The following is a 13,265-nucleotide window of genomic DNA, read 5'->3' on the forward strand; positions in this document are numbered from 1 at the left end:
TTATCACATAAAAGTAACGTTATCTTGATATTAAGGTAGTTGAGCTTTTAAAAATCAGATAAAGCGTTTTTTCATCAGATTCACTTTTTTAAAACAGCTAAAAATTAACTTGGTAATTTAAGTCAATAATATAATAGCCTTATTTCCAATAATGTTATTTAAGTTTTTGATTTTATTGTTTATATATTTTATTTTTATTTATTTAAAATGTTAAAAATAATTAATAAATGAAAATTTTCTGTGATTTAACTCACATTTAAATTTTAAAGCATGAAATTATTAAAGACGAAGAATCAGTACAATAATTAGCTTGTAATCTGGTACCAAAGTAAAAATTTTAAATAATTGTTCACCTTTTCGCTACTTATGGATTGAATTCATTTTGGCTGCCCGTATAATTTGCACGTTTTTGTCACTTGACACTCTTAAGCAAAGGCAGTTTTATACAACATTCAGCAAAACCTGATATGCAAAACGTGCAGGGGAGAAAACAAAAGTCATGTCTGTATCCCTTTACAACGGTAAAATTGCACTGAAGTTGCTGTTTTTGCAGTTAATGACTTTTGTTATTCTCAGTGCGGCTTTTTGTACCAAAAGTATAGAGTGGGGCGCTTCTGCTTTTGCTGGTGGATTAGCATGTTGGTTACCGAATGCCATCTTTATGCTACTTGCCAGTTTTCAGAAAGCAAAAGAAGGAGACGTTTCTATACGTGTTGCATGGTTTTTCGCTATTGGCGAGGGGTTGAAAGTTATTATTACGATAGCAGTGCTGATTGTTGCTTTAGGAGTGTTTAAAGCGGCGTTTGTACCGCTAGGTTTGACTTATTTAGTGGTGCTGATTGTGCAGATTATCGCATCAGCTGTGATAAACGGTTAGGTTTTCAACAACAAAGGGTAAGAGGCATCATGTCTGCATCAGGAGAAGTTTCAACTGCAAGGGACTACATAGGCCACCACCTGAATAACCTTCAGTTGGACCTACGTACCTTTGAGTTGGTCGATCCCAACTCTGGTGGTTCTGCAACGTTCTGGACGTTGAACATTGACTCGCTTTTTTTCTCAGTCGTATTAGGGATTTTATTTCTGTATGTGTTCAGAAAGGTTGCGGTTAATGCCACCAGTGGCGTACCTGGCAAACTTCAGACTGCTATAGAATTAATCATGGGTTTTGTTGATAACAGCGTTCGTGATATGTATCACGGGAAGAGCAAAGTGATTGCCCCTCTGGCATTAACTGTGTTCGTCTGGGTGTTATTGATGAATATAATGGACCTACTGCCAATCGATTTTCTCCCTTATATCGGTGGATACTTCGGCTTACCTGCTCTGCGTGTTGTACCAACAGCAGACGTCAGTATTACCTTGTCGATGGCTCTCGGTGTCTTTGTTCTCATTCTCTACTACAGTATTAAGATGAAAGGGATTAGTGGTTTTACAAAGGAGCTGACTTTACAGCCTTTTAATCATCCGCTGTTTATTCCGATTAACTTAATTCTGGAAGGGGTTAGCCTGCTTTCAAAGCCAGTATCACTCGGTCTACGACTGTTTGGTAACATGTATGCGGGTGAATTGATCTTTATTCTTATAGCTGGTCTGTTACCGTGGTGGTCGCAGTGGATGCTTAGCCTGCCTTGGGCTATTTTCCACATACTGATTATTACGTTACAAGCCTTTATTTTCATGGTTCTGACGATTGTTTATCTGTCGATGGCATCTGAAGAACATTAATTTTTACCACAATAACTGTGTTTTAACTGAAACAAACTGGAGACTGTCATGGAAAACCTGAATATGGATCTGCTGTACATGGCTGCCGCTGTAATGATGGGCTTGGCGGCAATCGGTGCTGCGATCGGTATCGGCATCCTCGGAGGTAAATTTTTGGAAGGTGCTGCTCGTCAGCCGGATTTAATTCCTCTGTTGCGTACACAGTTCTTTATCGTTATGGGTCTGGTTGACGCTATTCCGATGATTGCTGTGGGCCTTGGCTTGTACGTAATGTTTGCTGTCGCGTAGTTTGCAGAAAAAATTCGAAACTACGTCAACTCGTTAATTTAAAAGAGGTATTGTGCTGTGAATCTTAATGCAACAATCCTCGGCCAGGCCATTGCGTTTGTCCTGTTTGTTATGTTCTGTATGAAGTTTGTATGGCCTCCAATCATGGCGGCCATTGAAAAGCGTCAAAAAGAAATTGCTGACGGCTTATCTTCTGCAGAACGTGCCAAAAAGGACCTAGACTTAGCGCAAGCCAATGCGACCGACCAAATGAAGAAAGCGAAAGCGGAAGCTCAGGTCATCATTGAACAGGCTAATAAACAAAAAGCCCAGATCCTTGATGATGCAAAAGCGGAAGCTGAGCAGGAACGTAACAGAATCGTAGCGCAAGCTCAGGCAGAAATTGATGCCGAACGTAAGCGTGCTCGGGAAGAGTTGCGTAAGCAGGTCGCTATGTTGGCTATCATAGGTGCCGAGAAAATCATCGAACGTTCCGTGGATGAAGCTGCTAACAGCGACATCGTTGATAAACTGGTCGCTGAACTGTAAGGAGGGAGGGGCATGTCTGAATTCGCTACTGTAGCTCGCCCCTACGCCAAAGCAGCTTTTGACTTTGCTGTGGAAAAACAATCGCTCGAACAATGGCAGAATATGCTGGTGTTCACAGCTGAGGTGACTCGTAATGAGCAAGTTGGTGAACTGCTTTCCGGTTCATTGGCATCGGAAACGTTAGCCAATACTTTCATCGCAATTTGCGGTGAACTGGTCGATGAACATGCTCAGAACTTTATTCGTATTATGGCAGAAAACGGTCGCTTATTAGCGTTACCGGAAGTTTTGCAGCAATTTATTCAATTGCGTGCGTCACTTGAATCAACAGTTGATGTTGAAGTAATTTCTGCTGCCGAACTGAGTGAGCAACAGCTGGCTAAAATTTCTGCAGCGATGGAGAAACGTCTGTCACGCAAAGTTAAGCTGAATTGCAAAATTGATAAGTCTGTTATTGCTGGTGTGGTAGTCCGCGCAGGTGATTTGGTGATTGATGGCAGTATTCGTGGCCGTTTAGATCGCTTAACAGACGTCTTGCAGTCTTAAGGGGACTGGAGCATATGCAACTGAATTCCACCGAAATCAGCGAACTGATCAAGCAGCGCATTGCTCAGTTCAATGTAGTGAGTGAAGCTCACAATGAAGGTACGATTGTATCCGTTAACGACGGTATCATTCGTATTCACGGTTTAGCCGAAGTTATGCAGGGTGAAATGATCGCACTGCCTAGCAATCGTTATGCAATCGCATTAAACCTGGAGCGCGACTCTGTGGGTGCGGTTGTGATGGGCCCGTATGCTGACTTAGCAGAAGGCATGAAGGTTAAATGTACTGGCCGTATTCTTGAAGTACCTGTTGGTCGTGGTTTGCTTGGTCGTGTAGTGAACACTCTGGGCGAACCAATTGATGGTAAAGGTCCTGTTGAGCATGATGGTTTCTCTGCTGTTGAAATGATTGCTCCAGGCGTTATCGATCGTCAATCCGTAGATCAGCCGGTACAGACAGGTTATAAATCTGTTGACGCCATGATCCCTATCGGTCGTGGTCAACGTGAACTGATTATCGGTGACCGTCAAACGGGTAAAACCGCACTGGCTATTGATGCAATCATTAACCAGCGTGATTCAGGCATTAAATGTGTTTATGTTGCAGTTGGTCAGAAAGCTTCTACTATTGCGAACGTTGTTCGTAAATTAGAAGAGCATGGTGCTCTTGCCAATACTATCGTAGTGGTTGCGACTGCTTCAGAATCTGCTGCATTGCAATATCTGGCACCATATTCTGGTTGTGCAATGGGCGAATATTTCCGCGATCGCGGTGAAGATGCGCTGATTGTTTATGATGATTTATCTAAGCAAGCTGTTGCTTATCGTCAAATTTCTCTGTTGCTCCGTCGTCCACCAGGACGTGAAGCATTCCCTGGTGATGTTTTCTATCTGCACTCCCGTTTGCTGGAACGTGCTGCGCGTGTTAACGCTGAATATGTAGAAAAATTCACTAATGGTGAAGTGAAAGGTAAAACAGGTTCTCTGACAGCTTTGCCTATCATTGAGACTCAGGCAGGGGACGTATCAGCATTCGTACCAACAAACGTTATTTCAATTACTGATGGTCAGATCTTCTTGGAATCCAGCTTGTTTAACGCGGGTATTCGTCCGGCAGTTAACCCAGGGATCTCCGTATCCCGTGTAGGTGGTGCAGCTCAGACTAAGATCGTGAAGAAATTGTCTGGTGGTATCCGTACTGCTTTGGCTCAGTACCGCGAACTGGCAGCGTTTTCTCAGTTTGCTTCTGACCTTGATGATGCAACCCGTAAACAGTTGGATCATGGTCAAAAAGTAACTGAGTTGCTGAAACAGAAACAGTATGCGCCAATGTCTGTTGCACAGCAGTCACTGTCTCTGTTTTCTGCGGAGCGTGGTTATCTGGAAGATATCGAAATTGCTAAAGTTATTGATTTCGAGTCTGCGCTGCTTGCGCATGCCAGCCGTGAACATGCTGATCTTCTGAAAGAGATTGACCAGTCTGGTGGTTACAATGATGAGATCGAAGCAAAGCTGAATGCTCTGCTTAACTCCTTCAAAGCAACTCAGTCCTGGTAACACTATTCGGCCCGGTTTAATTAAACATGGGCCGTCTGGTTAATGAGGAGAATCAGGAATGGCCGGCGCAAAAGAAATACGTACCAAGATCGCCAGCGTGCAAAACACGCAAAAAATCACTAAAGCGATGGAGATGGTTGCTGCGTCCAAAATGCGTAAAACGCAGGATCGCATGGCGGCCAGCCGTCCTTATGCAGAAACCATACGCAGCGTGATTGGTCACCTTGCGTTAGGTAATCTGGAATATAAACATCCATACCTTGAAGAACGTGAAACTAAACGTGTCGGGTATCTGGTTGTTTCTACCGATCGTGGCTTGTGCGGTGGTTTGAATACTAATTTGTTCAAAAAGCTACTGTTAGACATGAAAAGTTGGTCTGATAAAGGTGTCCAGTGTGATCTGGCGCTTATCGGCTCTAAGGCTGTTTCTTTCTTTGCATCTGTTGGGGGCAATATTGTTGCTCAGGTTACAGGCATGGGAGATAACCCTTCACTGTCCGAATTGATCGGGCCAGTTAATATCATGTTGCGGGCATATGATGAAGGACGTCTGGATAAATTGTATGTGGTGACAAACAAGTTCATCAATACAATGTCTCAGGAACCGACTATTACTCAGTTATTGCCTCTGCCTGCCGGAGATGATGAAACACTGAAGAAGAAATCCTGGGATTATTTATACGAACCTGATCCTAAGGCGTTGCTGGATATACTACTGCGTCGTTATGTAGAGTCGCAGGTTTATCAGGGCGTCGTTGAAAACCTGGCTAGTGAACAGGCCGCAAGAATGGTGGCGATGAAAGCCGCGACTGATAATGGTGGCAGCCTGATCAAAGAGCTGCAGTTGGTTTATAACAAAGCTCGTCAGGCCAGCATAACTCAGGAGTTGACCGAGATTGTCTCGGGTGCTTCCGCGGTTTAACAGCTAGGTTTACGAATTACGTAGAGGATTCAAGATGGCTACTGGAAAGATTATCCAGGTAATCGGCGCCGTGGTGGACGTCGAATTCCCTCAAGATGCTGTACCAAAAGTATACGATGCACTTGAGGTTCAAAACGGCGAAGCTAAGCTGGTGCTGGAAGTTCAGCAGCAGTTAGGCGGCGGCGTTGTTCGTTGTATTGCAATGGGTACTTCTGATGGCTTAAGCCGTGGTTTAAGTGTGACTGACTTAGGTCACCCAATCGAAGTTCCAGTTGGTAAAGCGACACTGGGTCGCATCATGAACGTATTGGGTGAACCAATCGACATGAAAGGCGATATTGGTGAAGAAGAGCGTTGGGCTATTCACCGCCCGGCTCCAAGCTACGAAGAGTTATCTAACTCTCAAGAGTTGCTGGAAACGGGTATCAAAGTAATGGACCTGATTTGTCCATTCGCCAAGGGTGGTAAAGTTGGTCTGTTTGGTGGTGCGGGTGTAGGTAAAACCGTAAACATGATGGAGCTTATCCGTAACATTGCGATTGAACACTCAGGTTACTCCGTATTTGCCGGTGTAGGTGAACGTACCCGTGAAGGTAACGACTTCTACCACGAAATGACAGATTCTAACGTACTGGATAAAGTATCCCTGGTATATGGTCAGATGAATGAGCCACCAGGAAACCGTCTGCGTGTTGCGTTGACTGGCCTAACAATGGCTGAGAAATTCCGTGATGAAGGCCGTGATGTTCTGTTATTCGTTGATAACATCTATCGTTATACCTTAGCAGGTACGGAAGTGTCTGCACTGCTGGGCCGTATGCCATCAGCGGTAGGTTATCAGCCAACGCTGGCGGAAGAAATGGGTGTTCTGCAAGAACGTATTACTTCCACCAAAACCGGTTCTATCACTTCCGTACAGGCTGTTTACGTACCTGCGGATGACTTGACTGACCCATCTCCAGCGACGACTTTCGCCCACTTGGACGCAACCGTAGTGCTGAGCCGTCAGATTGCTTCTCTGGGTATTTACCCGGCGGTTGATCCACTGGATTCTACTAGCCGTCAGCTTGATCCATTGGTTGTTGGTCAAGAGCACTATAACGTTGCTCGTGGTGTTCAGTCTATTCTGCAACGTTATCAGGAACTGAAAGATATTATCGCTATTCTGGGTATGGATGAACTGTCAGAAGACGATAAGTTGGTAGTTGCACGAGCTCGTAAGATCCAGCGTTTCCTGTCTCAGCCATTCTTCGTTGCAGAAGTCTTTACTGGTTCACCAGGTAAGTTCGTTTCCCTGAAAGATACTATCCGTGGTTTTAAAGGTATCTTAGAAGGTGACTATGACCACCTGCCAGAACAAGCGTTCTACATGGTAGGTACCATCGAAGAAGCTGTGGAAAAAGCGAAAAAACTTTAATACGGCTGACCGGAGGTTGACATGGCTGCAATGACTTACCATCTGAATGTTGTCAGTGCTGAGAGCCGGATGTTTGAAGGCTTGGTACAAAAAATTCAGGTGACAGGTAGTGAAGGTGAACTGGGTATTTACCCAGGACATGCGCCACTACTTACTGCCATAAAACCTGGCATGGTACGTATTGTTAAGCAGTTCGGTGAAGAAGAGGTGATTTACCTTTCTGGGGGTATCCTTGAGGTGCAACCGAGCGGCGTTATCGTACTAGCTGACACTGCGATCCGTGGTAAAGATTTGGATGAAGCTAAGGCGTTAGAATCTAAGCGTAAAGCTGAAGAACACATCCGCAATTCTCACGGTGATGTTGACTATGCTCAGGCATCAGCTGAATTGTCTAAAGCGATTGCAAAACTTCGTGTAATCGAGTTGACAAAAAAGGCAATGTAATACAGGCAGTTAAAGAAAAGAAGCCAGTTGGTGCGAGCTAACTGGCTTTTTTGTATTGCGAAATATGTAGTAATTTATCTCGCAAACAGGTTTACTTTTTTTATCTTAAATTGGAGTTATCAGGTTTCTTATGTCTAACAGTGCAAGAAGTGTTGTTATCCTTGCTGCGGGTAAAGGAACCCGCATGTATTCTGATCTCCCTAAAGTTCTACACTTGCTGGCAGGTAAGCCTATGGTTCAGCATGTGATTGATACTGCAATGGTATTGGGTGCTAAAAATGTTCATTTGGTTTATGGGTATGGTGGTGATCTGATGAAGCCGGCCCTTTCTGAACAAAAGTTGAATTGGGTATTACAAGAGGAACAGTTAGGGACAGGTCACGCAATGCTGCAGGTAGCGCCACATTTTACTGATGATGAAGATATTCTGATGCTGTATGGCGATGTACCTCTTATTGGTACAGATACCCTTGAGCGTCTGTTGGCTGCTAAACCTGAAGGTGGTATTGGTTTACTGACAGCAATTCTGGATAATCCAACGGGTTATGGCCGTATTATTCGTGAAAATGGGGATGTGACTGGAATCATTGAGCAAAAAGACGCAACTGAAGAGCAGCGCAAAATCAATGAAATTAACACAGGTATTTTGGTTGCTAATGGTGGCGATTTAAAACGTTGGTTATCCCAATTGGATAACAACAATGCTCAGGGTGAATATTACATTACTGATGTGATTGCTTTGGCCTATAAAGAAGGCAGAAAAATTGAAGCAGCGCATCCAAGACGTTTGAGTGAAATGGAAGGTGTGAATAACCGCCTACAGCTTTCCGCTCTTGAACGTATTTATCAATCTGAGCAGGCAGAAAAATTATTGTTGACCGGTGTTATGCTGCTAGACCCTACCCGTTTTGATTTACGTGGCACGTTGACTCATGGCCGTGATGTAGTTATTGATACTAATGTTATTATCGAAGGCAATGTAACTCTCGGAAATAACGTACAGATTGGCACAGGTTGTGTACTGAAGAACTGCATTATTGGTGATGATTCTATTCTTAGTCCATATACGGTCATTGAAGATTCTGAAATGGATGTTGGTTGTACTGTTGGACCTTTTGCCCGTTTGCGCCCTGGTTCTAAACTTGCCGAAAAAGCCCATGTAGGGAATTTCGTTGAAATGAAGAAATCTTATCTGGGTAAAAGTTCTAAGGCGGGACATCTGACTTATCTTGGCGATGCTGAGATTGGACGTAACGTGAATATTGGTGCAGGTACTATTACCTGTAACTACGATGGTGCTAATAAATTCAAAACCATCATTGGTGACGATGTTTTTGTTGGTTCTGATACTCAGCTTGTTGCTCCAGTGACAATTGCTAAAGGTGCTACAATTGGAGCAGGGACAACAGTGACAAAAAATGTTGCTGAAGATGAACTGGTAGTAAGCAGAACTAAGCAAACACATATTCAGGGTTGGAAACGCCCTGTTAAGAAAAAATAAAATAATAATCCCCACTCTACAGGCTCGGGGACCGGCAAAGCCGAAAAACAATCAGGCTCATGACATTATAAAGGGCTTTCATCAGCCCTATTTTTAGGAATAAAACTGATGTGTGGAATTGTTGGTGCAGTAGCACAACGAGATATTGCTGAAATCCTGATTGAAGGGCTTCGTCGTTTGGAATACCGTGGTTACGATTCCGCTGGGTTGGCGGTTGTTGATAACGAAAATAATATGCTTCGCCTGCGTGAAGTCGGTAAGGTGCAAATACTTGCTGATGAGGTTGACAAGCAGCCTGTCCTTGGTGGGACAGGTATTGCGCACACCCGTTGGGCTACACATGGTGAACCAAACGAGAAAAATGCTCACCCGCATATATCTGATTATATTGCTGTTGTTCACAACGGCATTATTGAGAATTACGAAGAATTGCGGGTTCAATTAATTGAGCGTGGTTATTCATTTGTATCGGATACTGACACAGAAGTTATTGCTCACCTTGTTCATTGGGAGCAAAAACAGAGTGGTACCTTGCTGGAGGCTGTCCAGCGTGTTATTCCCCAACTTCGTGGTGCTTATGGCGCAGTTATCATGGATAGTCGTGATCCCGGAGCAGTAATCGCTGCAAGATCGGGTAGTCCTTTGGTTATTGGTTTGGGTATGGGGGAAAACTTCCTTGCGTCTGATCAATTGGCGCTGTTGCCTGTTACTCGTCGTTTTATCTTCCTTGAAGAAGGCGATATTGCTGAAGTAACCCGTCGTACCGTGCGTATTTTTAATATTCACGGCGAGCCAATTGAACGGGAACAGATTGAATCTAACATTCAGTATGATGCTGGTGACAAAGGTATTTATCGTCACTATATGCAAAAAGAGATCTATGAACAGCCAATGGCAATCAAAAGTACTTTGGAAAAGCGCTTAGATCATGGACAAGTAGATCTGTCTGAACTTGGCCCTAATGCAGCTGGATTATTATCCAAAGTAGAACATATTCAGATTGTTGCCTGTGGTACATCCTATAACGCAGGTATGGTTTCCCGTTATTGGTTTGAAGCATTGGCGGGTATTCCTTGTGATGTAGAAATTGCCTCTGAATTTCGTTACCGCAAATCGGCACGTCGTCCGGGAAGCTTATTAATTACATTGTCTCAATCAGGTGAAACCGCAGATACATTGGCAGCTTTGCGTTTATCTAAAGAACTTGGATATCTCACATCGTTGACAGTCTGTAACGTAGCGGGTTCTTCTTTAGTACGTGAATCTGATTTTGCTCTCATGACTAAGGCTGGTGCTGAAATTGGTGTTGCTTCAACGAAAGCTTTCACAACCCAACTGACTGTATTGCTGATGCTGGTGGCTTATCTTGGACGTTTAAACGGTGTTGATGCAGAGCAGGAGCAAGAAATTGTTCATGCATTACATGCACTGCCGAGCCGCATTGAAAGCATGTTGTCGAAGGATAAAATTATCGAGGCGCTGGCGGAAGATTTTTCTGATAAACACCACGCTTTGTTCCTTGGCCGTGGTGATCAGTATCCGATAGCGGTTGAAGGGGCACTGAAATTAAAAGAAATTTCTTACATTCATGCTGAGGCTTATGCAGCAGGTGAATTGAAACATGGTCCATTGGCACTGATTGATGCAGACATGCCTGTTATCATTGTGGCTCCAAACAATGAACTGCTGGAAAAATTGAAATCCAATATTGAAGAAGTACGTGCCCGTGGTGGATTGCTATATGTATTTGCTGATCAAGATGCTGGTTTTACAGACAGCGAAGGAATGAAGATCATCCCATTACCGCATGTTGAAGAACTAATTGCTCCAATATTTTATACCGTGCCGTTGCAATTGCTCTCTTATCATGTTGCGCTGATTAAAGGAACTGATGTTGATCAGCCTCGTAATTTGGCTAAATCAGTGACTGTAGAATAATCGTTTTATAATAAGAAGTTGAAATAAGCCTCTGTACATTGAAAATACAGAGGTTTTTTTTGGTCTGAGAAAATTTTTCATTATTTTCTTGCTGATCAAAATGAATCACGTTATTGTTATGTTATAACATTTCAATTGCGACGGAAAATATGAAACCAAATATTCACCCAAACTACCGGGTAGTCGTATTTCACGATACCAGTGTTAATGCCTATTTTACGATTGGCTCTACGATTTGCACAGAACGGACAATTACCTTAAATGGAGAAGAGTATCCATATGTCACTATTGATGTGTCATCGGAATCACATTCTTTCTATATAGGTAAACAGAAAACCTTATCTCAGGAAGGCAGTACGGCGCGATTCCAGAAAAAATTTGGGCGTTTTATTGGCAGTAAATAAATTGAGGGATCGTAGAAATGCAGGTGTTAAGTTCACTTAAAACGGCGAAAACCCGTCACCCAGATTGCAAAATCGTACGCCGTCGGGGCAGGTTGTATGTTATTTGTAAATTCAATCCACGTTTTAAGGCAGTTCAAGGGAAGAAAAAGAAACGCTGATACTAATAGTAAAACTCGCAGCTTATAACTGCGGGTTTTCTGCCCTTTTCGGGTTGTATGTCTAACCATTTGGAAAATAGTTGGCATGAGATTTATTTGGGAAGAGAATTACATGACTTAGGTAGATAAGCTGTATTTTTTGTAAAGTAAAACTTCATGAGATATTGATTGCACGGTACAAAATTAAACGTTTAGTTGGCTGCTATTGTTACAGATTTTTCCTACAAAAATAGATTGTAATTTATACATATCAACTTATTTCGCTGTAAATCACTGTTTTGGTCATTTGTTGATACCCGGATATAGCCAATCTTTCCCATGTTTAATCCTGTTGAGTACCAATAGGAGACTACCCTTTCAGAAATTTCACAGAATAATGAGTTTTGAAAAATCTGGTTTGATAGAAACGGTGAGTTTGGCTCAGGGAGCAGTACCGAACAGTCGAAAAGTGAATGGCAAAGTTCTGACTGAGGATATCAGTATTACGTCTCAGGATATTTTTCATGGGCAGGCGGTTTATTTGGGTGATAAGGCAAATTTGGATAACTACAAAATACCAGGGATTTATTACCAAGATTACAATATTTATGCCCAAAATGGTGCTAACTACCCTGAATCGCTTGCTGGTTCACTTGTCGTTTTACAGGCTGCTGGGATCATTCAGCGTTATTTTGTTTATAACAGCAGCCGGATATATACACGCAGCCAATATCACAATTTACCATGGACACCTTGGGCCCAAGAATATAACACGCTCAATAAACCCACTGCGTCGGATATTCTGAGTGAATCACGCTATACCACCACGATTGATCTTACTGGCCTAAGTACTGACCGCTACTATCCAGTTTGGTGGGGCTTCCCACCTAATGTCGGAGCGAATTCTTGGTTAACGCTTCATAGGCCCTATCCATATGATGCAGAAAAAAAACCATTCGGTGAGGGTGTGACACATGTTGCTGGTCTGCTTGTACAAATAGAAGGAGGAGATGTAGCGTGGGGAGGGGATGCCCGTTATATTAATATTAAACGCATAAATCAAACCTATCGTAAGACAGTAAAAGCGATCCGTCACGCTATGATAAGTATCGCCAGACCTGTTGACGGTAAGTATCCCCTTTATGATGATGTGAAATCCGGTGATATTGTAGATTGTTACGTTTATAGTGGTTGTTATTTACGTGGTGGTTTAACCTATTTTACGACCAGTAATTTTAAGTCAATCTATTATTCACGTGAAGAAGGAGAGGTTGAAATATATCAGTGGTCAAGTGCAGACCTTAATAGAGAAATGAAGTGGATGGTGAAATCATTAGCTATCAATGATCCATTATTAGGTGAAGAATATACTGATAATACAATACGTTATTCTCTGGATTATGACACACGTTATCAAAAGAAACCATAATGAGGATATATGATAATATTAAATAAACTAATAGACAAAAATGGCTATGAATATGTTAATGTGCCAGCTGAACCCCATCAATTAATCTCAATGGGGTTCAATGCTCAAGAGGCTCAAGCATTATATCAGCAGGCCATTATCAAACAGAAAAATAAAGATGATCATCGCCAACGATATTATTTACTGGAACAAGCGGCTATTAAAATGGCACCATTGCAAGATGCTATTGATTTAGGTATTGCTACTGATAACGAAATAACAAATTTGATGGGATGGAAAAAATATCGTGTCGCGTTAAATAGAATGGATACCTCGGCACAAAATATTAAATGGCCAGAGTTGCCAGAATAAGATGAATCATTTTTCTGGTAATGGTAATAAATTATTATTTTAATTAAAATTCAATATTTATATGATTTTTAATTTA

At 42.5% G+C, this 13,265-nt stretch carries 15 protein-coding genes; all 15 read left to right on the top strand.

Annotation, left to right across the window (positions count from 1 at the left end; genetic code table 11):
* The first annotated feature begins 499 nt into the window (after positions 1-499).
* The 15 genes from atpI (at position 500) to C5469_RS23520 (ending at position 13,189) form a co-directional block, all read left to right on the top strand.
* Positions 500-877 (top strand): F0F1 ATP synthase subunit I, encoded by a 378-nt coding sequence (gene atpI, locus C5469_RS07030; RefSeq protein ID WP_166304268.1) that lies wholly within the window; start codon positions 500-502, stop codon positions 875-877.
* Between the two features lie 29 nt (positions 878-906).
* Positions 907-1,728 (top strand): F0F1 ATP synthase subunit A, encoded by an 822-nt coding sequence (gene atpB / locus C5469_RS07035; RefSeq protein WP_166304271.1) that lies wholly within the window; start codon positions 907-909, stop codon positions 1,726-1,728.
* Positions 1,729-1,776: 48 nt separating this feature from the next.
* Positions 1,777-2,016 (top strand): F0F1 ATP synthase subunit C, encoded by a 240-nt coding sequence (gene atpE, locus C5469_RS07040; RefSeq protein WP_000429386.1) that lies wholly within the window; start codon positions 1,777-1,779, stop codon positions 2,014-2,016.
* 57 nt (positions 2,017-2,073) lie between these two features.
* Positions 2,074-2,544, top strand: a complete 471-nt coding sequence (gene atpF / locus C5469_RS07045; protein WP_021325028.1) for a F0F1 ATP synthase subunit B — start codon at positions 2,074-2,076, stop codon at positions 2,542-2,544.
* A 12-nt stretch (positions 2,545-2,556) separates the two neighbouring features.
* On the top strand, positions 2,557-3,090 hold the full coding sequence (atpH, locus tag C5469_RS07050; protein ID WP_166304274.1) for a F0F1 ATP synthase subunit delta: 534 nt from the start codon (positions 2,557-2,559) through the stop codon (positions 3,088-3,090).
* A gap of 14 nt (positions 3,091-3,104) precedes the next feature.
* On the top strand, positions 3,105-4,646 hold the full coding sequence (atpA, locus tag C5469_RS07055) for a F0F1 ATP synthase subunit alpha (protein WP_166304276.1): 1,542 nt from the start codon (positions 3,105-3,107) through the stop codon (positions 4,644-4,646).
* Positions 4,647-4,704: 58 nt separating this feature from the next.
* On the top strand, positions 4,705-5,568 hold the full coding sequence (gene atpG / locus C5469_RS07060; protein WP_166304279.1) for a F0F1 ATP synthase subunit gamma: 864 nt from the start codon (positions 4,705-4,707) through the stop codon (positions 5,566-5,568).
* A 34-nt stretch (positions 5,569-5,602) separates the two neighbouring features.
* On the top strand, positions 5,603-6,985 hold the full coding sequence (gene atpD / locus C5469_RS07065) for a F0F1 ATP synthase subunit beta (RefSeq protein WP_054480377.1): 1,383 nt from the start codon (positions 5,603-5,605) through the stop codon (positions 6,983-6,985).
* Between the two features lie 21 nt (positions 6,986-7,006).
* Positions 7,007-7,429, top strand: a complete 423-nt coding sequence (locus tag C5469_RS07070) for a F0F1 ATP synthase subunit epsilon (protein WP_011144452.1) — start codon at positions 7,007-7,009, stop codon at positions 7,427-7,429.
* Between the two features lie 130 nt (positions 7,430-7,559).
* Complete coding sequence (gene glmU, locus C5469_RS07075; protein WP_166304283.1) at positions 7,560-8,930, top strand: bifunctional UDP-N-acetylglucosamine diphosphorylase/glucosamine-1-phosphate N-acetyltransferase GlmU; 1,371 nt, start codon at positions 7,560-7,562, stop codon at positions 8,928-8,930.
* A 108-nt stretch (positions 8,931-9,038) separates the two neighbouring features.
* The gene (gene glmS / locus C5469_RS07080; protein ID WP_166304286.1) at positions 9,039-10,868 is read left to right on the top strand and encodes a glutamine--fructose-6-phosphate transaminase (isomerizing); all 1,830 of its coding nucleotides are present in this window, start codon (positions 9,039-9,041) and stop codon (positions 10,866-10,868) included.
* A 149-nt stretch (positions 10,869-11,017) separates the two neighbouring features.
* Positions 11,018-11,272 carry a type B 50S ribosomal protein L31 gene (locus C5469_RS07085; protein ID WP_166304289.1) on the top strand — a complete coding sequence of 85 codons (255 nt, stop codon included), beginning with the start codon at positions 11,018-11,020 and terminating at the stop codon, positions 11,270-11,272.
* Positions 11,273-11,289: 17 nt separating this feature from the next.
* Positions 11,290-11,430, top strand: coding sequence for a type B 50S ribosomal protein L36 (gene ykgO, locus C5469_RS07090; RefSeq protein WP_166304292.1), 141 nt, complete (start codon positions 11,290-11,292; stop codon positions 11,428-11,430).
* A 376-nt stretch (positions 11,431-11,806) separates the two neighbouring features.
* A complete protein-coding gene (locus C5469_RS23515) occupies positions 11,807-12,838 on the top strand; it encodes a pyocin knob domain-containing protein (protein WP_242689410.1) in 1,032 nt (343 codons plus the stop codon).
* A gap of 90 nt (positions 12,839-12,928) precedes the next feature.
* Complete coding sequence (locus C5469_RS23520) at positions 12,929-13,189, top strand: tail fiber assembly protein (protein WP_422615852.1); 261 nt, start codon at positions 12,929-12,931, stop codon at positions 13,187-13,189.
* Positions 13,190-13,265: the final 76 nt, after the last annotated feature.

It is taken from the genome of Photorhabdus cinerea, assembly GCF_011189575.1.
In the GTDB taxonomy this organism is placed as follows: domain Bacteria; phylum Pseudomonadota; class Gammaproteobacteria; order Enterobacterales; family Enterobacteriaceae; genus Photorhabdus; species Photorhabdus cinerea.